The organism is Bacillus sp. FSL K6-4563 (genome assembly GCF_038630405.1).
GTDB lineage: Bacteria > Bacillota > Bacilli > Bacillales > Bacillaceae > Bacillus > Bacillus pumilus.
The window spans coordinates 1,811,400-1,833,679 of the sequence record NZ_CP152030.1 but is presented as its reverse complement, the minus strand read 5'-3'; the positions used below and the strand labels follow the sequence as shown (position 1 = coordinate 1,833,679).

General features: G+C 39.8%; 24 protein-coding genes. 20 read left to right on the top strand and 4 right to left on the bottom strand.

Features of this window, described 5'->3' with window-relative positions; all coding sequences use genetic code 11:
- The first annotated feature begins 103 nt into the window (after nt 1-103).
- From MHH54_RS09120 to MHH54_RS09105, 4 genes are all read left to right on the top strand, one after another.
- Nucleotides 104-1,639: a glycoside hydrolase family 43 protein gene (locus tag MHH54_RS09120; protein ID WP_003212282.1), complete on the top strand. Its 1,536-nt coding sequence runs from the start codon at nt 104-106 to the stop codon at nt 1,637-1,639.
- Nucleotides 1,640-1,692: 53 nt separating this feature from the next.
- The gene (locus MHH54_RS09115) at nt 1,693-2,961 is read left to right on the top strand and encodes a glucuronoxylanase (RefSeq protein WP_034619861.1); all 1,269 of its coding nucleotides are present in this window, start codon (nt 1,693-1,695) and stop codon (nt 2,959-2,961) included.
- Between the two features lie 129 nt (nt 2,962-3,090).
- Entirely contained in the window at nt 3,091-3,798 is a 708-nt protein-coding gene (locus MHH54_RS09110) for a response regulator transcription factor (RefSeq protein ID WP_342500894.1), read from the top strand.
- A 2-nt stretch (nt 3,799-3,800) separates the two neighbouring features.
- Nucleotides 3,801-5,204 carry a HAMP domain-containing sensor histidine kinase gene (locus tag MHH54_RS09105; RefSeq protein ID WP_268493809.1) on the top strand — a complete coding sequence of 468 codons (1,404 nt, stop codon included), beginning with the start codon at nt 3,801-3,803 and terminating at the stop codon, nt 5,202-5,204.
- Nucleotides 5,205-5,257: 53 nt separating this feature from the next.
- On the opposite strand, the gene MHH54_RS09100 is transcribed toward MHH54_RS09105, so the two are convergent.
- Complete coding sequence (locus tag MHH54_RS09100) at nt 5,258-5,566, bottom strand: DUF4870 domain-containing protein (protein WP_050944865.1); 309 nt, start codon at nt 5,564-5,566, stop codon at nt 5,258-5,260.
- A 374-nt stretch (nt 5,567-5,940) separates the two neighbouring features.
- On the opposite strand from MHH54_RS09100, the gene MHH54_RS09095 reads away from it, so the two are divergent.
- The 8 genes from MHH54_RS09095 (at nt 5,941) to MHH54_RS09060 (ending at nt 14,380) form a co-directional block, all read left to right on the top strand.
- Nucleotides 5,941-6,783, top strand: a complete 843-nt coding sequence (locus MHH54_RS09095; protein WP_106065371.1) for a PRD domain-containing protein — start codon at nt 5,941-5,943, stop codon at nt 6,781-6,783.
- Between the two features lie 119 nt (nt 6,784-6,902).
- Nucleotides 6,903-8,792 carry a beta-glucoside-specific PTS transporter subunit IIABC gene (locus MHH54_RS09090; RefSeq protein WP_342500893.1) on the top strand — a complete coding sequence of 630 codons (1,890 nt, stop codon included), beginning with the start codon at nt 6,903-6,905 and terminating at the stop codon, nt 8,790-8,792.
- Between the two features lie 14 nt (nt 8,793-8,806).
- Nucleotides 8,807-10,282 (top strand): family 1 glycosylhydrolase, encoded by a 1,476-nt coding sequence (locus MHH54_RS09085; protein ID WP_106035467.1) that lies wholly within the window; start codon nt 8,807-8,809, stop codon nt 10,280-10,282.
- A gap of 192 nt (nt 10,283-10,474) precedes the next feature.
- Nucleotides 10,475-10,885, top strand: coding sequence for a MerR family transcriptional regulator (locus MHH54_RS09080; RefSeq protein WP_106035468.1), 411 nt, complete (start codon nt 10,475-10,477; stop codon nt 10,883-10,885).
- 18 nt (nt 10,886-10,903) lie between these two features.
- Complete coding sequence (locus MHH54_RS09075; RefSeq protein WP_342500892.1) at nt 10,904-11,830, top strand: alpha/beta hydrolase; 927 nt, start codon at nt 10,904-10,906, stop codon at nt 11,828-11,830.
- A 233-nt stretch (nt 11,831-12,063) separates the two neighbouring features.
- The gene (locus MHH54_RS09070; RefSeq protein WP_342500891.1) at nt 12,064-12,336 is read left to right on the top strand and encodes a DUF2651 family protein; all 273 of its coding nucleotides are present in this window, start codon (nt 12,064-12,066) and stop codon (nt 12,334-12,336) included.
- A gap of 118 nt (nt 12,337-12,454) precedes the next feature.
- Complete coding sequence (locus MHH54_RS09065; RefSeq protein WP_003211471.1) at nt 12,455-12,877, top strand: cytidine deaminase; 423 nt, start codon at nt 12,455-12,457, stop codon at nt 12,875-12,877.
- A gap of 357 nt (nt 12,878-13,234) precedes the next feature.
- On the top strand, nt 13,235-14,380 hold the full coding sequence (locus tag MHH54_RS09060; RefSeq protein WP_268493798.1) for a choline esterase: 1,146 nt from the start codon (nt 13,235-13,237) through the stop codon (nt 14,378-14,380).
- Nucleotides 14,381-14,475: 95 nt separating this feature from the next.
- On the opposite strand, the gene MHH54_RS09055 is transcribed toward MHH54_RS09060, so the two are convergent.
- Nucleotides 14,476-14,793: a monooxygenase gene (locus MHH54_RS09055; RefSeq protein WP_003210842.1), complete on the bottom strand. Its 318-nt coding sequence runs from the start codon at nt 14,791-14,793 to the stop codon at nt 14,476-14,478.
- Between the two features lie 11 nt (nt 14,794-14,804).
- Entirely contained in the window at nt 14,805-15,731 is a 927-nt protein-coding gene (locus MHH54_RS09050) for a DsbA family protein (RefSeq protein ID WP_003211311.1), read from the bottom strand.
- A gap of 268 nt (nt 15,732-15,999) precedes the next feature.
- On the opposite strand from MHH54_RS09050, the gene MHH54_RS09045 reads away from it, so the two are divergent.
- The 3 genes from MHH54_RS09045 to MHH54_RS09035 all read left to right on the top strand — a co-directional run bounded on the left by MHH54_RS09045 (nt 16,000) and on the right by MHH54_RS09035 (nt 17,506).
- Complete coding sequence (locus MHH54_RS09045) at nt 16,000-16,569, top strand: TetR/AcrR family transcriptional regulator (protein WP_342500890.1); 570 nt, start codon at nt 16,000-16,002, stop codon at nt 16,567-16,569.
- A 72-nt stretch (nt 16,570-16,641) separates the two neighbouring features.
- Nucleotides 16,642-17,067 (top strand): MarR family transcriptional regulator, encoded by a 426-nt coding sequence (locus MHH54_RS09040; protein WP_003211572.1) that lies wholly within the window; start codon nt 16,642-16,644, stop codon nt 17,065-17,067.
- A 91-nt stretch (nt 17,068-17,158) separates the two neighbouring features.
- Nucleotides 17,159-17,506, top strand: coding sequence for a DoxX family protein (locus MHH54_RS09035; protein ID WP_106028876.1), 348 nt, complete (start codon nt 17,159-17,161; stop codon nt 17,504-17,506).
- 71 nt (nt 17,507-17,577) lie between these two features.
- Here the strand turns inward: MHH54_RS09035 and MHH54_RS09030 are convergent, their stop codons facing one another.
- Complete coding sequence (locus MHH54_RS09030) at nt 17,578-17,766, bottom strand: hypothetical protein (RefSeq protein WP_106032515.1); 189 nt, start codon at nt 17,764-17,766, stop codon at nt 17,578-17,580.
- Between the two features lie 219 nt (nt 17,767-17,985).
- On the opposite strand from MHH54_RS09030, the gene MHH54_RS09025 reads away from it, so the two are divergent.
- The 5 genes from MHH54_RS09025 to MHH54_RS09005 all read left to right on the top strand — a co-directional run bounded on the left by MHH54_RS09025 (nt 17,986) and on the right by MHH54_RS09005 (nt 22,253).
- The gene (locus tag MHH54_RS09025) at nt 17,986-19,155 is read left to right on the top strand and encodes an NAD(P)/FAD-dependent oxidoreductase (RefSeq protein WP_050944880.1); all 1,170 of its coding nucleotides are present in this window, start codon (nt 17,986-17,988) and stop codon (nt 19,153-19,155) included.
- 42 nt (nt 19,156-19,197) lie between these two features.
- On the top strand, nt 19,198-19,878 hold the full coding sequence (locus tag MHH54_RS09020) for a TetR/AcrR family transcriptional regulator (RefSeq protein ID WP_339162256.1): 681 nt from the start codon (nt 19,198-19,200) through the stop codon (nt 19,876-19,878).
- 162 nt (nt 19,879-20,040) lie between these two features.
- Nucleotides 20,041-20,691 carry a PAS domain-containing protein gene (locus MHH54_RS09015; protein WP_342500889.1) on the top strand — a complete coding sequence of 217 codons (651 nt, stop codon included), beginning with the start codon at nt 20,041-20,043 and terminating at the stop codon, nt 20,689-20,691.
- 11 nt (nt 20,692-20,702) lie between these two features.
- Nucleotides 20,703-21,077 (top strand): RidA family protein, encoded by a 375-nt coding sequence (locus MHH54_RS09010; RefSeq protein ID WP_050944882.1) that lies wholly within the window; start codon nt 20,703-20,705, stop codon nt 21,075-21,077.
- Nucleotides 21,078-21,149: 72 nt separating this feature from the next.
- The gene (locus MHH54_RS09005; RefSeq protein ID WP_342500888.1) at nt 21,150-22,253 is read left to right on the top strand and encodes a threonine synthase; all 1,104 of its coding nucleotides are present in this window, start codon (nt 21,150-21,152) and stop codon (nt 22,251-22,253) included.
- Nucleotides 22,254-22,280: the final 27 nt, after the last annotated feature.

Here is a 22,280-nt window from a genome sequence, read left to right as displayed (position 1 = left end):
AATCATCCTTTGTATTCATTCTTCATCAGCATCTATCAACATAATTTGAAATTGGGCGTAAACCCCAAGATTAGGAAGATGAAAACAGGAGGAAAATGACACGATGAGAAAGAGGATGAAGTGCGGTTTAGGTTTATTGATTCTTGCTTTGGTACTAAGCTGTATACCTGTATATGATGCGAGTGCAGCAAGTACCCCCATTGCAAAACGAGTAGGAAATGCAAATCCGCTCATAGACCATCACCTGGGGGCGGATCCGTTTGCGCTCACCTATAACGGAAGAGTGTACATTTATATGTCGAGCGATGACTATGAGTATCACAGCAATGGAACGATTAAGGACAATTCTTTTGCAAACTTGAATAGGGTTTTTGTCATCTCTTCGGCGGATATGGTGAACTGGACAGATCACGGAGCGATTCCAGTAGCAGGTGCCAATGGGGCCAATGGCGGGAAAGGGATTGCCAAATGGGCAGGCGCATCTTGGGCTCCAGCCGCTGCGGTGAAGAAGATCAATGGGAAGGATAAATTTTTCCTTTATTTTGCTAACAGCGGTGGAGGGATTGGCGTCCTGACAGCGGACAGCCCGATTGGTCCCTGGAAAGATCCTATCGGAAAAGCGCTCGTCACGCCAAATACACCAGGGATGTCAGGTGTTGTATGGCTGTTTGATCCAGCCGTATTTGTAGATGATGACGGGACCGGTTATCTATATGCTGGTGGAGGCGTTCCAGGCGGTTCAAATCCAACGCAGGGACAATGGGCCAATCCTAAAACAGCAAGAGTTCTGAAGCTAGGGCCTGACATGACAAGTGTGGTCGGCAGTGCATCAACCATTGATGCTCCTTTTATGTTTGAAGATTCAGGGATGCATAAGTATAACGGTACCTATTACTATTCCTATTGCATCAATTTTGGCGGCTCTCACCCAGCAGATAAACCACCAGGCGAGATCGGCTATATGACGAGCTCAAGTCCTATGGGTCCCTTTACGTATAAAGGACACTTCTTGAAAAATCCGGGTGCATTTTTCGGTGGCGGCGGTAACAACCATCATGCTGTGTTTAATTTTAAAAACGAGTGGTATGTCGTGTATCACACACAAACGGTGAGCTCTGCCTTATACGGAGCAGGGAAAGGCTACAGATCTCCCCACATTAATAAGCTTGTGCATAATGCTGACGGCTCCCTTCGAGAGGTCGCAGCCAATTTTGAAGGCGTTAAACAGCTTTCCAACTTAAATCCTTATCAACGGGTAGAAGCTGAAACATTCGCTTGGAATGGGCGCATTTTAACAGAGGCCTCCTCAGCACCTGGTGGGCCAGCCAATAACCAGCACGTCACAAACATTCAAAACGGCGATTGGGTGGCTGTCAGTAATGTCGATTTCGGATCGAGAGGTGCCAGAACCTTTAAAGCCAATGTAGCAGCCGCTTCAGGCGGACAAATTGAAGTACGTCTCGGCAGTCCAGACGGTAGAATTGCCGGAACACTCAATGTCCCTTCCACAGGCGGAAACTGGCGAGAAATAGAAGCGGCAGTAAACGGGGCAACGGGAGTACACAACGTATTTTTTGTCTTCAAAGGAAATGGTGCCAACCTATTCCAATTTGATTCCTGGCAGTTTACTCAAAGGTAAACAAAATCTGATGCTACGGCATCGATTAATGGTTGATGGGAGAGTGGGAAAATTTGATGTCCATAATCAAAAAACCAATTTGCACTTTATTGGTCTGCTTCACTATGTTGTCTGTCATGTTCATAGGACCCAGCGTAACTGAGGTGTCAGCGGCAAGTGATGCGAATATTAATGTCAATGCGGAAAGACAAGTGATTCGCGGCTTTGGCGGAATGAACCACCCGGCCTGGATTGGTGATTTGACCGGCCCTCAAAGGGATACCGCCTTTGGCAATGGACAGAATCAGTTAGGATTCTCCATTTTACGGATTTATGTAGACGAGAACAGAAATAATTGGCACAGAGAAGTCGCCACCGCCAAAAGAGCGATAGAGCATGGCGCTTTGGTGATCGCTTCGCCTTGGAATCCTCCAAGCCATATGGTAGAGACTTTCAACCGTAATGGTGCGTCTGCAAAGCGGCTGAGATACAATCAATACGCCGCATATGCTCAGCATTTGAATGATTTTGTGACATACATGAAAAATAATGGCGTCAATCTCTATGCCATTTCCGTACAAAACGAGCCTGATTATGCACATGAATGGACATGGTGGACACCTCAGGAAATCCTGCGATTCATGAGAGAAAATGCCGGCTCCATTAATGCACGTGTGATTGCACCAGAATCCTTTCAATACCTTAAGAATATCTCAGATCCTATCTTAAACGATCCGCAGGCGCTTAGAAATATGGACATTCTCGGTGCCCATCTGTACGGAACCCAAATCAGCCAGCTTCCGTATCCTCTTTTCAAACAAAAAGGAGGGGGGAAAGAGCTGTGGATGACAGAGGTCTACTACCCGAATAGTGATAACAATTCAGCGGACCGCTGGCCTGAGGCATTAGGGGTATCAGAGCATATTCACCATTCAATGGTGGAAGGGGACTTTCAGGCGTATGTGTGGTGGTACATCCGGAGATCATACGGTCCTATGAAAGAAGATGGAATGATTAGCAAGCGTGGATACAACATGGCGCATTTCTCCAAGTTTGTGCGTCCAGGGTACGTCAGAATTGATGCAACGAAAAGCCCTGAACCGAATGTTTTCGTCTCAGCCTATAAAGGAAACAATCAGGTCGTCATTGTCGCGATTAACAAAAACAATACAGGAGTCAATCAACACTTTGTCATGCAAAACGGAACTGCTTCCCAAGCGTCAAGATGGATCACGAGCAGCAACAGTAACCTCCAGCCTGGAACTGACTTAAACATATCAGGAAATCAATTTTGGGCACATCTCCCTGCTCAAAGTGTGACAACATTTGTGGTCAAACGCTAAAAAAACACCAAAAGCCAATTTTCTCATTAAAAAAGAAAATTGGCTTTTTTGTGTCAATAGAAAGTTGATTTTTCACGACGTCTCCACTTTGGGTATAATAATAACAATGACTTCAGGAGAGTGATCATAATGCCAAAACTTCAAAGCAAAGTCTTGATTATAGATGACGAAAAAGAAATCTTGGAATTAATCCATACCGTATTAACAAGAGAAGGCATTGACCGGGTGATAACAGCTTCAACTGCCCGTGATGGGCTCTCACAATTCCATCAGGAACAACCTGATCTCGTCATACTGGATATTATGCTGCCAGACGGTGAAGGCTACGATATTTGCAAACAAATCAGAGACGTCTCGCATGTTCCGATTATCTTTTTATCAGCAAAGGGAGAGGAATCAGACAAAATTGTAGGACTTGCCATTGGCGGTGATGATTATATTACAAAGCCGTTCAGTCCAAAAGAAGTCGCCTACCGGGTAAAAGCCCAGCTTAGACGGTCGTCATACTTACAGCCTTCTCAAGCAGATCCCATCATCAAAAAAGGGCCATTTGAGTTAAACGAGCAGCAAGCCGAACTGACGAAAAACGGAGCGGCGATTGAGCTCACTCCGAAAGAACTTATGTTGATGACCTATTTCTTGCAGCATCCGAATCGCGTGATCAGTAAAGAAACGCTTTATCAAACGGTTTGGGGAGAGGATTTCTTCGGTTCTGATAATACAGTGATGGTTCATATACGAAGACTTCGGGAGAAAATAGAAGATTCCCCATCTACACCAGAATTTCTCGTGACGGTTAAAGGGCTTGGCTATAAATTTGTTGTAAAGGATGCGTAAAGATGAAATGGCGATTAACAGGCAGATATATGGTCTCTGTCATTATCGTGACCATTATCACGGTCTTTATTAACTTATTTGGATTCATGATTTGGCTTGTACTACAAGCAAGCAGCCAGCAAAACGAAGAAAATACGCCGGAAACCTTCACAAGAACATTTGAACAGTACATCACCTTGTCCAATCAAGATATCACTGTGAGCAAAGAAGGACAGCAAGCCTTAAAACAACAAAATGCATGGATTCAAATATTAGACGAAAATGGACAAGATGTTTATCATGCACAAGCACCTAAAGGTTTAAAGAGCAAATACACACCTATAGAAGTCGTGAACTTACATAAATATAAAGATAAGCAATTGATGTCGACTATTTATGCTGGGGGGAAAAATGGAAAGGGCATGGAATACAGCTACTTTATCGGATTTAAGGACCCTTCCATCGGAAAATATTTATTTTCTTTTGATACGAAAGACTTAATATCGCAATTCAATATCGGGACGATGATTTTATTATCAATAGATGCCATCATTGCCTTACTCATTGGGTACTTATTCAGCCGGCAGCTCATCAAACCGCTCGGCCGTGCCATATATGGCATCCAACGGCTCGCAAACGGAGATTATACGACGAAGCTGCCAACTAAGGGGATATATAAAGATGTTTTCTATAATGTCAATCACTTATCAGAGCAGCTCGCTTCAAGCCAAAAGGAAAAAGACAAATTAGAGCAAATGCGGGAAGAGTGGATCAGTCATATTTCTCATGATATTAAAACACCATTATCCTCAATCCAAGGCTATGCAGAAATCATGAAAGATCCAAATTATCCTCTTTCAGATCAAGACATCAAACATTATGCCAGCATCATAGAGAATAAATCACTTTACATTAAAGATGTCATGGAGGATCTCAATTTAACAACAAGACTGAAAAATAACGATGTGATGCTGCATAAAGAGCTGGTGAACATTGTGCCGTTGCTGCGTGAAACGTTAATTGATATCCTCAACGATTCGAGATATGCAGATCAGACCATTGAGCTGCAAACGAATGTAGACAAGCTTATGCTGAATATTGATACGATCCTCATACGAAGAGCGGTCACCAATCTCATTTTAAATGCCGTTGTTCACAATGATGCTGATGTGAACATCATTGTACAGCTTGAACAAAAAGAAAACACCCACATTACGATTCAAGACAACGGCAAAGGAATCGAAGAAGCAGAGCTAGAAAAAGTGTTTGACCGCTACTATAGAGGGACGAATACAGGAGGGACACATGCAGGCTCTGGTCTTGGAATGGCGATTGCAAAAGATATCATCCAAAAACACGGCGGAGATATTACGATACAAAGTATGATAGGGGAAGGAACAACGATTGATATCCAATTACCCGCTTGAACGGACATACAAAAAACGGTTCTGCTCAATCACAGAACCGTTTTTTTCATCTATTATTCTGAAAACACTTTAATGCCTTTCACAATGTTCCAAATGAAGAAGTAGATCGCGACAAGGAATGTCACAGCATACGTTGCAATTAAGAACGGACCAGCATGACTGATATCGTTCATGCCAAGTAACCCTGAACCGGCAATACCGATGCCAAAAATCAAATAAGGAATTAAATGCGTCCAAAGCGATTTTTTCGCATGATATTTCACTTCGTCTTTTCCTAAGAAATAGACGATAATTGGAAACAGAAACGGTGCAAAAAAGATACTGAAGTAACATAATGAAGACAAAATTTTATTTTCTCTCAAACCTTTTCACCTCTATGATTGATTTAGAAGAGGGGACCATTTGACTCTTCCCTCACTTCCTTACAACCCCATTGTACAACCTCAACCTTAACTTGTATTAATCCGAACCTTACAGCAACCTTAAAAATGTTAAACCGTAAAATGATCAATGAAATTTAAAATGATTATAGGTATTTCAATCTATTTTTTAAGAAAAAATAGTTGACTTTGGTCATTCCTCTGTTTAAAATAAAGTCGTAACCGATGCAGGAGTGTTACTGATATAATCAGGCACCACCAAGTCAGGTAAACAGTTTGTACATTTGTACGTTGTTTGCTGAGATTTTGGTGTTTTTTTATGCTTTTTTTAGCATTTTAGGTAAGGTGGGATGAGGATGTTCACCGTCGTTAAAGTTTTAAATAATAATATTGTATTAGCTCTAACAGAGGCTCAAAATGAAGTCGTTGTTTTTGGAACAGGAATAGGTTTTAAAAAGAAGAAAGGTGATACTCTTGATGAGAGCGCTGTCAGTAAGACATTTTATTCTGATCAGACGTCTCCATTAGAATCTCAACTTGCCGCTATCCCAACTGATATCCTTTTATTAACTGAAAAAATCATTCGCGTAGGCGAAGAGATGTTGAATAAGAAGTTAGGTTCCAGCGTGCTCTTTTCGCTATCCGATCATCTCACCTTTGCTATTCAAAGGCACGAAGAAAAAATGGCGTATGAAAACCCCATTGTGTGGGAAATTCCACATCTCTATTTTCAAGAATATCAAATCGGGAAAAAAGCACTGACAATTATTCAAAAAATGATGGGCATTTCTTTTGAAGATACTGAAGCTTCACTCATTGCCCTGCATTTTGTAAACGCTCAAATAGATGGTCAGTCTATGGGAGACACCATTAAGATGACTCACCTCACGAAGGAAATCGTCAAAATTATTCAAAATATTTTTGAGATGATATTGGATAAATCATCCATTAATTATTCGAGGTTTATCACACACTTGAGATATTTTATTGTGAGGCAGGAAACCAATCAACCGCCGCAGCAGATGGATGACTCGTTAAAAGAATTAATTCAGGATCGTTATATGAAGAGTTATGCCTGCGGATTGATTATCAAAGAAATGTTAAAACGAGAATTCAATTGGAATGTGACAGAAGACGAACTTGTTTTTTTAGTCATCCATATTGAGAGAATCACAAAGGAACACCAAAAAAATAAATGATTTCTTTTAGGCGTGTTATGAAAAAGCATTAACCTAAACAAATCTCCATGAAGAAGAATGATCTTTTCTAATGGTGGATTTTGTTTAGGTTTTTTTTGTGAAAATGAAGGGGTGGAGGCATGGAAAATAAAGAATTGGCTCAAGAAATTGTGAATTTAATCGGCGGAACCGAAAATATATCTCAAAGTTGGCATTGTATCACGAGACTAAGATTTAATCTCAACGATGAAAGCCAAGTAAAAGTAGATGAGCTGAAAACATTAGATGGTGTTTTAGGTGCACAATTCCAAAGTGGACAATTCCAAGTCATTATTGGAGCAAAGGTAGCAGAGGTCTATGAGAAGATTGATCATCTGGTCGGTCATAGCAGCAATGAATCTGCTCCAGTTAAAAATACGTCAAAGATGAATCCGATCGAAGTCGTATTCGATGTGATCAGCGGGATTTTCACACCTATTTTGCCAGCGATTGTTGGTAGTGGGTTGATCAAAGGGATCATGGCACTGTTTGTTAGCTTTGGCTGGCTGACGGAAACAAGCTCTACCTATCAAGTACTTCAAATCTTTTCAAATGCTGTCTTTTACTTTTTACCTTTCCTCATTGCTTATTCGGCAGCGAAGAAGTTTAAAACAAGAGAATCTCTCGCGCTCGCATTAGCAGGAATTTTACTATACCCAGCGATGATCGAAGGTGCAGCAAAAGGAGCAGACCCGTTAAGCTTTTTAGGGTTAAGTATTCCACTAAATAATTATACATCTTCCGTATTACCAATTATTTTAGGTGTGCTATTACTAAGCTTTGTCGATAAGTGGATAACAAAAGCGATCCCAAAATCCTTAAGTATCGTATTTACACCGGTACTGAGCCTGATGATCACGGCTCCTCTTACACTGGCTTTTATAGCTCCTATTGGGAACGTTTCCGGGCAGTATTTAGAAATCTTTTTCACTTCTTTGTTCAATTTCGCTGGTCCGATTGCCGGTTTATTAATGGGCGGCTTGATGCCACTCATTGTGTTAACTGGGATGCATTACGCATTCTTCCCAAGCACGTTAGCCAGCTTTGAAAAAGTGGGTTACGATATCATGCTGCTTCCGATGAATTTCATTGCGAATATGGCACAAGCGGGCGCTGTGTTAGGTGTCATCATCCGCACCAAGCGGGTAGAAACAAGGTCTTTAGCACTTTCAACATTGCTTCCTAGTTTCTTCGGTATCACAGAACCAGCCATTTATGGCGTCACGCTTAGACTAAAAAAACCTTTTTATGCTTCATTAATTGGCGGCGCAGTCGGTGGATGTTTTTACGGTTTATTTTCAGTTAAAACGACAGCCTTTTCGATTCCGGGCATTACTTCACTGCCCACTTACATGATGAAAGGGACGAATAATTTCCAGCTGGCTCTGATTGGAATCGCCTTGAGCTTCATCGTGTCACTTCTCGTCACCATTTTCCTTGGATTTAAGGAGTCAGTCACCGTTAACGAGCAAGCAGCAGAAAAGCCAAATCACACTGTGAGTACAGAGAATCAACAAATGTCTAGACAAACAAGCCCTTTCGAAGTTCAAGCACCTATGAGTGGAAAGGTCATTCCTTTATCTGAAGTGAATGATTCAGTGTTCTCAAGTGAAATGATGGGGAAGGGAGTCGCAATTTTGCCTGATAAGGGGGTGGTACAAGCACCGTTCTCAGGAAAAGTAGTGACTGTTACGCCTACTAAACATGCCATCGGACTCGTTTCAGATGATGGAATTGAATTATTGATCCACGTGGGGATTGATACCGTCAGCCTAAATGGCCAATTCTTTGATGTACTGGTAAAAGAGGGCGATGAGATGAAGACCGGGGATCATTTATTATCGTTTGATATAGAAGGAATTCAATCAAACCATTTAGATGTAGTGACACCTATTATCGTCACAAATTCAACGCAATACCTTGATGTGATTCATACAGGTGACGCTCATGTCACCGCAGGTCAAAATAAGCTCTTAATGCTTATTCACTAATATAAAGAGAAGGGATGATTGAAATGAAGAATGTAAAAAAAGGATTTTCAGATGATTTTTTATGGGGTGGCGCAACTGCTGCCAATCAAATAGAAGGCGCGTACTTAGAAGGTGGCAAGGGCCTATCGACGTCAGACTTTGCTGCATATAAAGATCCTTATGAAAAAGGAAAAGTGAACAACTTTACTTTCGATGTTAGTTCAGCTGAATTAAAAAGATACAAGGAACAACCTGATGAATTTGATTTCCCGAAAAGACGCGGAATCGATTTTTACCATCGATATGAAGAGGATATTGCACTATTTGCAGAAATGGGCTTTAAAGTGTTTCGCTTGTCTATATCATGGGCAAGAATCTTCCCAACTGGTTTAGAGGAAAAGCCGAACGAAGAAGGATTGGCTTTTTATGATCAAGTATTTGATGAATGTGCGAAATATGGAATTGAACCGTTAGTCACGATGTCTCACTATGAAATGCCGATTACTTTAACAGAGAAATATAATGGCTGGATGAGTAGAGAGCTTGTGCCGTTGTTTGAAAAATATGCCCGTGCCATTTTAGAAAGATATAAAGATAAAGTGAAGTATTGGATTACATTCAATGAAATGAATATGAACCTCAACAGCCTTTACACCGGTGCTGGAATTTTAGAGGACCTAGTAGACCATAAATTACAGGCTGCGTATCAAGCATCACATCATCAATTTATCGCCAGCGCTCTCACAGTGAAGGCAGCAAAAGAAATCATTCCGCATGCACAAATTGGCTGTATGATTAACCAAATTGAAGCCTATGCAAAAACAACAAAGCCAGAGGACCAGCTGCAAGCGGTAAAATCGAACCAATTGAATATGTTCTATCCAGATGTTCAAGCTAGAGGAGAATATCCAACATACATGGTGAAATATTTTGCAGACAACGACATCAAGCTGGATATCGAAAAGCAGGATGAGCAAATTTTGAAAGAGGGCATCGTTGATTTTGTGGCAATCAGCTACTATATGTCCCACGTTGCAGAAGCGCGAGAAGATGCGGCTGAGCTAGCGGGTACATTTGATAGTCCAATCAAAAATGAGCATTTGGAGCTATCACAATGGGATTGGCCAATTGATCCGATGGGACTCCGCATTTCATTAATTAAACTGTATGACAGATACCAAAAGCCTTTATTTGTTTGTGAAAATGGACTTGGTGCAAGAGATACCTTGACACCAGACGGAGAAATACACGACGATTATCGAATTGATTATCTAAAACAACATATTGAACAGATGAAAGAAGCAGTCAAAGAAGGTGTCGATTTAATGGGGTATACGCCTTGGGGATGCATCGACTTAATTAGCTGCGGAACTTCTCAAATGAGTAAACGCTATGGTTTGATCTATGTAGATCAAGACGATAGAGGGAATGGTACATTAAATCGTTACAGAAAAGATTCCTTCTACTGGTACAAAAATGTGATTGCAACAAATGGAGAAGATTTATCATAATCCAGATTGAATGATGAAAACATCATTGCGCCCGCCTTTATTTGCCGGGTGCGATGGTGTTTTATTTGTTTACCGAAAAGAAACCCAAATCATGTCATAGCAAGCCAATAAATGTTTCACCTTGACCTTGAAGTATAGTTCAATCTTTATAATGTACATATAGTAAGACAAAATAATGACAAAGGAGTAACGATGGAGTTGATGACTAGAGGAGAACTTGCCAAAAAAACAGGAATAAGTCCTGCCGCAATTCGTTACTATGAAGAGAACAACATATTGCCTGCTCCAAGACGACGTTCAAACGGTTACAGATTCTATACAGAAGACTATGTTGTGAAGATTCAATTGATCAAAGATGCGAAAACATTGGGTTATTCATTAAAGGAAATAGCTGAAATTATGGACATGCTAAGTCAAGACATAGAACTTGATACGCTAAGAAAAATTGTCCATCTTAAACATGAAGAAATTGAAAGGAAAATCAAAAGCCTTCGTCTCATTCAAGACCTTTTATCTAACTTATTAAAAACTCCTGAAAAAAAAGTACAAGTCTACCTGGAATCATTTCGTGTACCAAATCAGGATGATCAATCATCATATTGAGTGAAAGGAGAGAAAAAAATGAGTGTAGAAATTTATCATGGTGAACGTTCTGAAGAAAGTATTCAATTTGAAACATTATTCGCTTCGCAAAGTAATAAAGAGAGTTTTTCTAGTATCGAGCACACAAAAAAATTTCTTGAGCAAAAAGGAATGGAAAATACGCAACCTTATGCCATTGGAGATGATGTGAAGTTAATGAGTGAGGTACAAGAGCAGACATTCGACGGCATGCAAGTTTTCACATTGAATGAACAAGCATCACAAAACCAAAAAGTCATTCTGTATCTACATGGAGGCGCGTGGACAAATCAGCCTTTGAATGTCCATTGGTGGTTCATGGATAAAATGGCGCAATCACTAGGTGCGAAAGTAGTCGCTCCTATTTACCCAAAAGTGCCTCATTATAGCTACCAGGATACGTATCCGAAAATACTTAACCTATATAAAGACCTTCTGAAAACTGCCGGAAGTGCCAATCAATTGACGATCATGGGAGATTCAGCTGGCGGAAATATCTCACTTGGTTTGGCGCACCTTTTAAAGAAGGAGGATCTGCCGCAGCCGAAGGATATTATTTTATTATCTGCATGTGTTGACATGAGCTTAAGCAATCCTCTCATGTTTGAATATGCAAAAAAGGACCCGATTCTAGGTTATGAAGGAATGGAAGCCATTGCAAAGATTTGGACAGCTGATCAACATGTAACTGACCCATTGATCAGTCCCATTTACGGTGAATTCAAAGGACTTGCGAAGATTACTCATTTCATTGGAACACATGATATGTTATATCCAGATGCCATAAAGCTCGATGAAAAACTAACAGAACAAGGAATTGACATCAAAACCTTTGTTTATCCTGAAATGCTTCATGTATTTGTTGTCATGCCAATCCCTGAGGCACAAGATGCTCAGGAGAAGATCATTCAGGTGATCAATCGTTAAGAAATGTATAATGATTTGATTGAAATAGTCGAAAGTTTAGTGAATGGGCTGCTTTCATGAAAGCAGCCTTTTTCAATTCAACTTGAAATACATCCAGAATGTCAACTCACTACAGATTAAACTTCTTTAAATTCCAATTTTTGTTATCAACGAGCGTATTTCCCATTACTATAATGATTGTTCGCTTCTTCATTGGATTTAAATAAATGACGGCTATTAAAGGAGAGTGAATGATGATTGTTTCCTTTCTTCAACCTATGGCTCTGATCTTGTTTACATTGCCTTTGTTATCTTTGATATGGGGGATTGTCGGCTATATCATCTTTAAGCGGGTCTACATTGTTCTAATGATCACATTTGCAGCTTCAACCGTTTTTATCTTTGCATATACGGGGTTCGATATGTCGAATATGTATTGGGTCATCGCTATGACCTTTCTATGCATGTGTACCTCTGTCATCACAAAAATCATCCGATTTATGATTCAACGCTATAAAAAAGCATAAAGAAGCTTTTGCCTGCAAACATAAGCTTTATTTTTGTTTCCACTCATCTTCGGGCAAACAGTTCATTACCTAATGTTTGGTATAATAGATACGAGCATGGAAGGGGAAGGAGAACACGTTGGAAACTTTTGATTTATCCCAAGAAGATCTTGAATTAATAGACGAAGCAAAAAAGAAGATTATCAGTCTTTATGAAGATGATAAACACCATGTAGGGGCAGCGATCCGCATGAAAACAGGAGAAATAATGTCGGCTGTCCATATAGAAGCCTATATCGGACGGGTAACTGTTTGTGCAGAAGCCATTGCGATTGGCAGTGCTTTATCGAATGGACATAAGGATTTTGATACAATTGTGGCAGTGAGACATCCCTATTCAGATGAAGAAGATAGAAAAATTAGAGTAGTAAGCCCTTGCGGCATCTGCCGAGAGCTCATTTCAGACTTCGGACCAGCATGTTTTGTCATCATCGAGATGGCTGGGGAGCTGGTCAAGGTGAAAATCGAAGAACTCATACCGCTCAAATATACTCGAAGCTGATGTGCCCCATAGATATACAGTAGGAGGATGGATGCAGAAAACATCAAGTGTGATCCTTACTGCATTCAAGATGACAGAAAAATCGCTCAACAAAAGTAGCCCCATGTATTTTCTTCATATGCGCCGTGTTAAAAATATATTGTTCCATATGCTCAAGCTTTCGCAGACTACGCGCTAGTATTTTCCGTTCATCGTCAGAAAGAGCAGGGTCATCATTTACCTTCTCTCATGAATTCCATTCAGCAAGTTCATTCCATTTCTCTTAGCGCTTGTCTTTGACTCAAGATTATATCACAAAACGATACTCACCAAGCAAAGAGCGGATATCTATTTTTATGATGAAGGGGGCATCAAAATATGAAAAGGTATGACATATTCCCAGAACCAATTGGCGGCTATACTGCCGGACGCACCCAGATGGATTTTGAGTATACGGCATCAGATCACTCAAAAAGAGAATTGACCGCGTTTGTGTACTATCCGTCCGATAGCAGCGAAGGGAAGACTGCATCAACGTACATGTTTCCTGAAGTCTACGAGATGCTTCATGAGCAGCCACTTGTCACTGAATATTTGAAGGAAATAAACTTCTTCTCTACCGATATCAAGACTCATTGTTATGACGATCTTGCTCTTTCCGGGAAGGAAAAGCGCTATCCAGTGTTATTCTATGTTTGCGGCGGGGGTGGTTCACCAGAATGGGGGACAGCCATCTGTACAGACATGGCAAGCCAAGGGTATGTTGTCGTCAGTATCGGTCATCAGGATAGCACCATGTATAAACGGAAAGATGGGAAGCTGGTGAATGTCTCAAAGGGTTTTTCGGATGTCATTATGGCGTTTTCTGAAGATCCAGAGATGATGGCGCTGGCTAGTAAGATGAAAATGCGCCCTGACGATAAAACGGCTATTGAGATGTGCCATAACATCCTTACCTTGCCAATCATTAACGAGTTAACAAGATATAGTGAACGACAGGCAGAAGATGTAAGGTACGTAGCTGATTATCTTCACAGACTAGACTCTGGAGAATGGAAGTCTATCTTTCGTAACAGACTGCTGCTCGGCATTGGCATGGGCATCGCAGGGCATTCTTATGGCGGGCCTACAGCGGCTATTGTTTGCCGGGATGACGACCGGTTTGTCTGCGGGGTTGGCTTAGATAGTGGTGCATTCGGCCTTCTCGACAGCGACCTCAATAAACCCTTTTTGCTCCTGTTTTCTGAACCGAATTATTATATGAATGCGATCATTGGTGCTAACAACAGCATGGAAACCTATTATTTCTCTGTTGATGGTGCTGCACATTTAGATTACTGTGACATCGTGTTTACCGGTGTAGATGAGGAACTTAGAGGCACAAGGGATGTATTAGAGATGCGAAATCTTGTGACGGACTATACGAAGACCTTTTTTGATCATTACATCCTGCAAAAGGCTGTACGTGTAGAAAGCCTGTCATATGAAGGTGTAGACTTAATCAAGAAAACCAGCAACAAGTGAGATAGGGGAAGCTGCTGATAGCAGCCTTAAAGTTGAATATCTTATTTAATTCATTAGCAAAAAGAGCAGCCAACAACTGCTCTTTTTTTCGTTTGTCAATCTTTATGCGTTTTTAATGGGCCTTTTGTGATATGAGTCAGCTCAGAGTTAATGTCAAAGATTTTCGCGTTGATGTCTGTTATGCCAAAGCTAGTGATTCTTTTAGAATGCATATCGAGATATGTTTCAGCTGCTTCTTTTGTTTCGAATAAATAAATCCCGCCAGCCTCATTTTCCTCAGAATTCTCCGTCCATATCTTCCAGATGAACCCGTCCTCTTGATTAATACTTCTCGCTAAATCAGAAAACTCTTTTGCCATTTCATCCCCAAAAGGGCCATTCATCTTAAAATCTACTTGTAATACGTAAGCCATCGTCATTCTCCTTATGTTGAAGTTGTGAAATACTGTTCCCCTAGAACTTCTTTCATTTGAAACGGTTTTTGTGAAAGTTCTTTCTCCATAAATGACCGCACATCCGATTGGTCAATATCGTACATTACTTCAATCTCTTTAGAGAATAGTAGTTTTTCTTTTTCGAGCAAGGCAGAAACAGCTGGGAGCTTCTTCGGTTGAATCTCTACAGTGTTTAAAGCTTGCTTTAATCCATCAACATAGACGTCTAACGGTCGACCACCCGTGATTTTAACTCCTTTATTTTCTTCGTTGACGAAGATGATGGTCGGAAACCCTCTTGCACCGAGGTCTCGAACAAGAGCAAAATCTTGATTTAATAAGTCTTGTCCGCTAGGGAGCTCCGCTTCATGTAAAATAACATCTCCGTTCAGTCCAAGGTTGTTGACGATATCAATCAAAACCGTAATATCAGATATATTTTGATTGAATGCAAATAGTGCTTCTCTTGCACGGCGTAAAAACGTATAGGCTCGTTCATCACCGTGATGTTTTTGAATCACTTTGAACACGCGAGAGGACGGGTAGGAGGATTGAACAGGATTGTCAATCATTAAGGACCCATCAATTGGCATGCGAGAATGTTCTCCGACTTCTCTCCAGTGACCCGCGACATCAGCAGGCTTATAAATTCCGTTTGCGGGATCAATTGGACCGTCATGCCATTTCTCTAGCAGTCCACCAAGCACAGTCTGGAAATGAAAATAATGTCCATATTGCTCTTTAAAACGACGCAGGACAGGTTCAATTGCCCAGCAATGAGAACAAATCGGATCTGTTACATAGTAGAGCGTAATGGATTTTTTAGGTTGGTGAAAGTCAATGACCTGGATATCTTCTTCTTCACCTACACCGCATACACCAGTTTCTAAATCACAAAACATGTCATTGTTTTTCAAGTTGATTTCCTCTTTTCTGTTTCATTATCTATGTTCATTAATTTCTAATGGTTTTTGAGGCAGTAGACCAAGATACAACCTCATTTTCATCATGATTTTTCCTCCTCGATTTTGAAGAAAACTTCATTTTCTATAAGTTGTTTGAATCAATCATTTGCTTTACAATTGAATCTTAAGACAGAATGAGTGAGATCAACACCAATAATTTCTTCAATTTGTTGTTTATCCAACAGATTCAAGCATTTGTTTAAAAAGAAGGAGGAAGAAGATGACGCAGCCAAAGACAGATCCGCGCGTATTAAGAACGCGCAAATTAATCATGGAGTCTTTCATCAAGCTTTCATCGAAAAAGGAATTTAAGGATATTACGGTGAAAGATGTGACAGCAGAAGCCATGATTAACCGAGCGACGTTTTATTATCATTTTGAGGATAAATACGATTTATTGGATAAAACACTCTCAGAAGTATTGTCGATTAATTTAGAAAGTATCAATTTTAATAATAGTAAACTTGATGAAGATACAATGATGAATATCTTTAAAGCGCTAGCCAGTTTTCAACAATCTCTGCATAACCGCTGCCAAGTAGAATATGAAACTGAACTTGCTCCGATTGTTCGAGAACAGCTTGAAATTATTTTTTATCAATTGTTAGTGAATCAATATACAAATGTCGAAAAACAAGTGTTGAAGGTCACGGCTGTTTTTTTAAGCTGGGGAATTCACGGAGCTTCTGTTGAGTGGAGAAAGAATAGTTCGCACATTTCTTCAGAAAAATTTATCAAATCAGCATTGCCGTATATCATGTCAGGAATTAATTTTAAGCATAACAGGTAGACAATTTGACAATGTTTAACCACTCCACTAATATAAATGCTATAGCATATAAAGTTGTTAGAGGGTGTTTACATGAAGTTACATGATTTAATAGGTTTTCTCGTTCATCGCACTGATGTGAAAATGACGAATTATTTTACAAATAGGTTAAAACCGTACGGAGTTACACCAGAACAGTGGAGCATTATTAGTATTCTTAGCCGTGAAAAAGGCTCGACTCAAAAGGAATTGGCAGAAGGCATTGATAAAAATCAAACCACTGTCGTAAGAATGATCCAGTCAATGGAACGAAAAGGGCTTGTCAAAAAAATCTATAATGAACAAGACCGGCGCTCACATCACCTGTTTTTAACAGAAAAAGGGGACGAGATCAAAAAGGCGATTCTTCCTGTCGTCATGGATGCACATCGAACTGTGACAAATCAATTAAGCGATGAAGAGATTCAACAATTAAAATTACTTTTAAACAAATTATTTCATTCACACTATTCATCTTGATAAATCTGTAAAGTAGGAACAACCTCTATTTTTGTACGATATATGCTATGACATATAAATGACACCATTTGGTCAAATAACTTAGAAAGATGTGATCACTATTTTTATTCTTATTCTACAAATTGTATTGGCCGTTTTCTTTTTCCTCACAGGAACGAAAATCATATCAGGGAAAATGGCAGAAGAGTTCAAACGATTTGGTTTACCCGCATTTTTCAATGTTTTAACGGGGGCTCTTGAGCTAATAGGCGCTGCTGGAATGCTAGCCGGCATATGGATGCCAACATTAGCATTATTATCAGGCTTATTGTTAGGAGGCACGATGCTGGCAGCAGCATTTACTCTGATCGTATTGGCCAAAGATCCCTTTAAAAAAGCAATCCCTGCACTTGTTTTATTCGCTCTCAGTATTGGGGTCAGCTTATACCACATTCTTTAAATTCATATCAAGAAGTCGCAATAACCTAAACAAATCTCCATTGTTCTAATGCTGGATTGTGTTTAGGTTTTTTAGCGATTGAATCGTTTTTGAAGAACTAGGCATGAGACAGCAAAAACTGCGAAAGCGCCTGCTGATCCAGCAGCAAACATCAGCCCAGATTGTTCTAATTTGGATTTGAATAACAAAGGGACAGAAAGAATGAGCGCGGCACCACTAAAGCCCAATCCTAATATCAACATTGCCAATAATTTATTCATAGAAACACCTCTTACACTTAGAATTTGAACAATGGAAACCTTTAACATTCCTAGATGGAGTGTAACATATGATAGCAGGCGAGTGGTTTCTTTTCATTAAAACACAATCTTGAACCAAACGATTTTAAACGAACACTGTTCTTTACGAACAATGTTCGTTATAATATAAATGAGATGTAGTTTTAAACGATTTCCATAAAAGAAGAGGAGATGCATACGATGACGGCATTATCTAAGAACCAAAAGCAAATCGCTATTATTGGAGGAGGACCTGGGGGGCTAACACTCGCCTTAATTCTGCAAAATTACGGTATACAAACAACTATCTACGAACGGGAGATGCATGACAAGAGTCTTGAACGAGGAGGCTCACTGGATATTCACGAAGAAACAGGCCAAAAAGCCTTAAAAGAAGCAGGAGTTTATGAGAAATTTCAAAGGAATGCCCGTTATGAAGGAGAAGATTTCCGATTACTTGATAAATCAGGAAGAATTTATTTAGATGAAGAAACGGAATCAGATCAAAAAGGCACTCGTCCAGAAATTGATCGTGGTGTGTTGTGCGAACTGCTGTTAGATCAAATTGATGCTGCAAACATCAAATATGGATATAAACTAGAAAGATGCGTTTCATTAGAAAACGGCATGACGGAGCTTCATTTTGAAAACGGGGTTGTCGAGACAGTTGACCTTTTGATTGGGGCTGATGGTGCATTTTCTCGTGTGCGTCCTCTGTTAACAGATATTGAGATTGAATACTCTGGGCTCACGATGCTGGAATTGAATGTCCTAAGCGTAGAGGCGAACCACCCTGATTTAGCTGAATTTAATAAACGTGGTAAGATGTTTGCTTTAGCAGATCACAAAGGGATAATTGGGCAGTTAAACGGAGATGGACGAATCAAAGTGTATGCAAGCCTTATGGTAGAACGCAGCTGGATCGAGACTTGTGGTATACCGTTTCATCAAGCAAAAGAAGCAAAAGAACAATTATTAGAGTTATTTAGTGATTGGGATGATCAGCTGAAAAAGTATATTCGTTATGCAGAAGATGCCATCATTCCAAGACGGATTTATACGCTTCCTACCGGTTTTAAATGGAACCGTCATAAAGGAGTAACGCTTATCGGTGATGCAGCTCATGTCATGTCACCATTCGCAGGCGAGGGTGTAAACATGGCGATGTTTGATGCAAGGGAGCTAGCACTTGCTATTGTCCGACATCCTCATGATATTGAAAAGGCCATTGAGGAATACGAAGACATGATGTACGAATATTCATCGGAAAAGGCACATGAATCGGAGAATAGTTTAAAACTGTGTTTTTCAAAAGACGCTGCGGTCAAGCTTGCAGATATGATGAATTCTTTTCAAGAAAACGGTGATTGATGCTCAATTTACTATTTTACTTTGACATGTTATAAAGAGAGTATGAACAATTCAAATCGTCGTATTATAAGTCGCCGGTCTCGGCCGGCTAAAGAGCCCTTAAGCCGTGAGCTCATTGTGAAAACGGCCTATGAGCTTCTTAAGGAGCAAGGGATAGAGGGCATGAGTATGCGTAAGGTGGCTAAAGCATTGGATACGGGACCTGCATCCTTGTATGTCTACGTGAACAATTTTCAAGAACTCAGTGCTTACGTATTGGATTATGGTCTCGGCCAAATGGTTTACCCAGATTCAGAGAATGGCACATGGAAAGAACAGTTATTTGACATATTGCATACTTATTTCCTACTGCTATTCGAAAAACCTGGTCTTGCTGAAATTTCTCTTTCCACCATTCCACAAGGAACGAACTTTCTTCAGTTGACTGAACGTATTCTCGCTGCATTGCATGAAGGCGGGATCAAATCTACATCCGCTGCATGGGGAGTAGACCTATTGCTGTTATACGTATCTTCGGTAGCTTACGAAAAGGTCTCTTGGAAGAAACATGACTCTTCGCAGATTTCAGACATTAAAAAAACATTTCATGATGCAGACAAAACGCGTTTTCCTTTCATTCATAGTGTAAAAGAAGAAATGTTTGCAGGTGATACCGTATCAATGGAACGGTTCCGATGGGGAATTGACGTCATTTTGTATGGAATCCAGAAAGAAATCAATTAGAAAGGAGCACAAGCAAAAAGCAGTCAATGGCTGCTTTTTTTATATGGTGATTTTCACATTTATGATCTTGTGAGCATCATGATATATAAATAAATCTATATATTGTTTTTATATATAAAAAATTATATAATCTAGTGGAATAAAAAAATGAGGTGCTTAGGCATGGAACATATTAAAAATTTATTAGAGAGTTATATTCCTTTAGCAAAATCTACAGCAAAAATGTTTGGACCAAATTGTGAAGTGGTTATTCATGATTTAACGAACCCTCAAGCATCTGTCATGTTTACAGTAAATAACCATGTGACAGGAAGAGAAATCGGCCAATCATTTGATCATCTAGTAAAGACTGTATTACAATCAGAAGATTTTAAAGAAGATTACCTGGCTGGCTATACATTTGTTACAGAAGATAAGCGTACGATTCGTTCTTCGACTTCATTAATACGTGATTCAAAGCAAAAAGTGATTGGTGCTTTCTGTATCAACTTTGATGTTGAAGCCCTGAATCAAATGCAGCAATTTATGGATACTTTTCTTTCTACACAAGTGGAAGCTCCAGAGAAACAAACAACATCAAATGATGATCTTGAAAATGTGGAAGAAATAGTAGATCAATTGATTCAACAGATCATTCAAAACAGTGTTCATCCAGTCATGAAACGTCATGAAAAAATTGAACTAATTAAATTCATGGATGAAAAGGGCATTTTTTTACTGAAAGGATCTGTTGAGAAGGTCGCTTCTATGTTAGGCATTTCCAAAGTAACCGTCTATAGCTATTTGGATGAAATCAAAAATAAATCGAGGTAAGGAGAGTCAAAATGGAAAGCATACTCGAGGTAGGAAATCTAAAATCAAACGGACACTATGCATTCGCAACCATTCATCAAAACACGGTCTATGTTTCAGGACAATTTGCCATCAATCCCGAAACGAGAGAAAAAGAGTTCGGCCCCATTGAAGAAGAGACATTACAAGCGCTTAAGAATGTAGAGATGATTGTAGAGGCTGCTGGAAGTAACAAAGAGAAGATTTTGCGCATGACATTATACATTTCGGATATTCACTTATGGGACAAAGTTGATGCTGTTTATACTGATTTTTTCGGTGAACATAAACCAGCACGTACTATTGTACCAACGAATGAATTACATTTTGGTTTCAAAATTGAAATTGATGCCATTGCATATATTTAAGATCTTTTTTTGCCTACTATATATAAAAAATTATATTTCGTATAAAAAAATATTTGAAGGGGTTGATGATTGATGAATCAATTGATTTGTAACCATTGCGGGGAAAAATATGAGATGACACCAACTCTATGGAAATGTGATTGTGGTGGCGTATTAAATCTAGTGAAAGATACCCCGAAAATAGACGTCGCAGCTTGGGATCACTATCCAAATTCATTATGGCGTTATGTTGAAACCATGCCATTTTCAAAAGATTCTAAGACTTGGGAAACGGTTACAATGGGGGAGGGTCAATCCCCTTTAATCGTTCTAGATCCTCATGAGCCAAACACCTATGTCAAAGTTGATTATATGATGCCGACCTTATCCTTTAAAGACCGAGGAGCCGCTGTTTTGATGACAAAGGCTAAGGAACTCGGGGTATCAAAAGTGATTGCTGATAGTAGTGGGAATGCAGGAACGGCGATTGCAGCTTATGCAGCGCGCTGCGAGATGGCCTGTGACATCTATCTAAGCGATGACACTTCTCCTAAAAAGGTCGCTCAAATAAAAGCACATGGAGCAACGATTAAAGAAATTCACGGGACCCGAGAGGACATTGCAGTTGCGGCACAAAAGGCAGTAGACAATGAAAAGGTTTTTTATGCAAGTCATGTCTATAACCCTTATTTTTTTGAAGGAACAAAAACATACGCCTATGAAATCTATGAGCAATTAAAAGGAGCACCTGACGCTTTAATCATTCCGGTTGGAAACGGCACTCTCCTCCTAGGTGCGTATTATGGCTTTAAAGAGTTATTTGAAAATGGTCTCATTCATAAAATACCGAAAATCGTTGCCGTACAAGCGAAAAACTGTGCACCCCTTGTGAAAGCTTATCAAAATGAAGAAAAATCAGCATCACCTGTGACGAATAAAGGGACCTTAGCAGAAGGGATCGCCATTGCTGCCCCGGCGCGCTCCAAACAAATTTTAGAAGCTGTACAAGATACCAATGGTACATTTATTGATATTGAAGAAGATGAAATTCTGCATGCACGTTCTAAACTAAGTGAGAAAGGATTTTATGTCGAAGTGACCTCAGCAGTCAATTTGGCTGGCTACATGAAATATCAAAAGGAACCAGAAGAAACCATTGTCATACCTCTTTGTGGTGCAGGGATTAAATCAAAATAACCTTAGGAGAAAATCACGCAGAACTCA

Excerpts from the sequence above, each read along its gene's own strand:
- MHH54_RS09040 (WP_003211572.1), top strand. The coding sequence starts at position 16,642 with ATGAAGTTACATGATTTAATAGGTTTTCTCGTTCATCGCACTGATGTG.
- MHH54_RS09080 (WP_106035468.1), top strand. The coding sequence starts at position 10,475 with ATGGAGTTGATGACTAGAGGAGAACTTGCCAAAAAAACAGGAATAAGT.
- MHH54_RS09085 (WP_106035467.1), top strand. The coding sequence starts at position 8,807 with ATGATTGAAATGAAGAATGTAAAAAAAGGATTTTCAGATGATTTTTTA.
- MHH54_RS09090 (WP_342500893.1), top strand. The coding sequence starts at position 6,903 with ATGGAAAATAAAGAATTGGCTCAAGAAATTGTGAATTTAATCGGCGGA.
- MHH54_RS09045 (WP_342500890.1), top strand. The coding sequence starts at position 16,000 with ATGACGCAGCCAAAGACAGATCCGCGCGTATTAAGAACGCGCAAATTA.
- MHH54_RS09015 (WP_342500889.1), top strand. The coding sequence starts at position 20,041 with ATGGAACATATTAAAAATTTATTAGAGAGTTATATTCCTTTAGCAAAA.
- MHH54_RS09075 (WP_342500892.1), top strand. The coding sequence starts at position 10,904 with ATGAGTGTAGAAATTTATCATGGTGAACGTTCTGAAGAAAGTATTCAA.
- MHH54_RS09070 (WP_342500891.1), top strand. The coding sequence starts at position 12,064 with ATGATTGTTTCCTTTCTTCAACCTATGGCTCTGATCTTGTTTACATTG.
- MHH54_RS09110 (WP_342500894.1), top strand. The coding sequence starts at position 3,091 with ATGCCAAAACTTCAAAGCAAAGTCTTGATTATAGATGACGAAAAAGAA.
- MHH54_RS09105 (WP_268493809.1), top strand. The coding sequence starts at position 3,801 with ATGAAATGGCGATTAACAGGCAGATATATGGTCTCTGTCATTATCGTG.
- MHH54_RS09025 (WP_050944880.1), top strand. The coding sequence starts at position 17,986 with ATGACGGCATTATCTAAGAACCAAAAGCAAATCGCTATTATTGGAGGA.
- MHH54_RS09010 (WP_050944882.1), top strand. The coding sequence starts at position 20,703 with ATGGAAAGCATACTCGAGGTAGGAAATCTAAAATCAAACGGACACTAT.
- MHH54_RS09095 (WP_106065371.1), top strand. The coding sequence starts at position 5,941 with ATGTTCACCGTCGTTAAAGTTTTAAATAATAATATTGTATTAGCTCTA.
- MHH54_RS09055 (WP_003210842.1), bottom strand. The coding sequence starts at position 14,793 with ATGGCTTACGTATTACAAGTAGATTTTAAGATGAATGGCCCTTTTGGG.
- MHH54_RS09005 (WP_342500888.1), top strand. The coding sequence starts at position 21,150 with ATGAATCAATTGATTTGTAACCATTGCGGGGAAAAATATGAGATGACA.
- MHH54_RS09120 (WP_003212282.1), top strand. The coding sequence starts at position 104 with ATGAGAAAGAGGATGAAGTGCGGTTTAGGTTTATTGATTCTTGCTTTG.
- MHH54_RS09020 (WP_339162256.1), top strand. The coding sequence starts at position 19,198 with ATGAACAATTCAAATCGTCGTATTATAAGTCGCCGGTCTCGGCCGGCT.
- MHH54_RS09060 (WP_268493798.1), top strand. The coding sequence starts at position 13,235 with ATGAAAAGGTATGACATATTCCCAGAACCAATTGGCGGCTATACTGCC.
- MHH54_RS09030 (WP_106032515.1), bottom strand. The coding sequence starts at position 17,766 with ATGAATAAATTATTGGCAATGTTGATATTAGGATTGGGCTTTAGTGGT.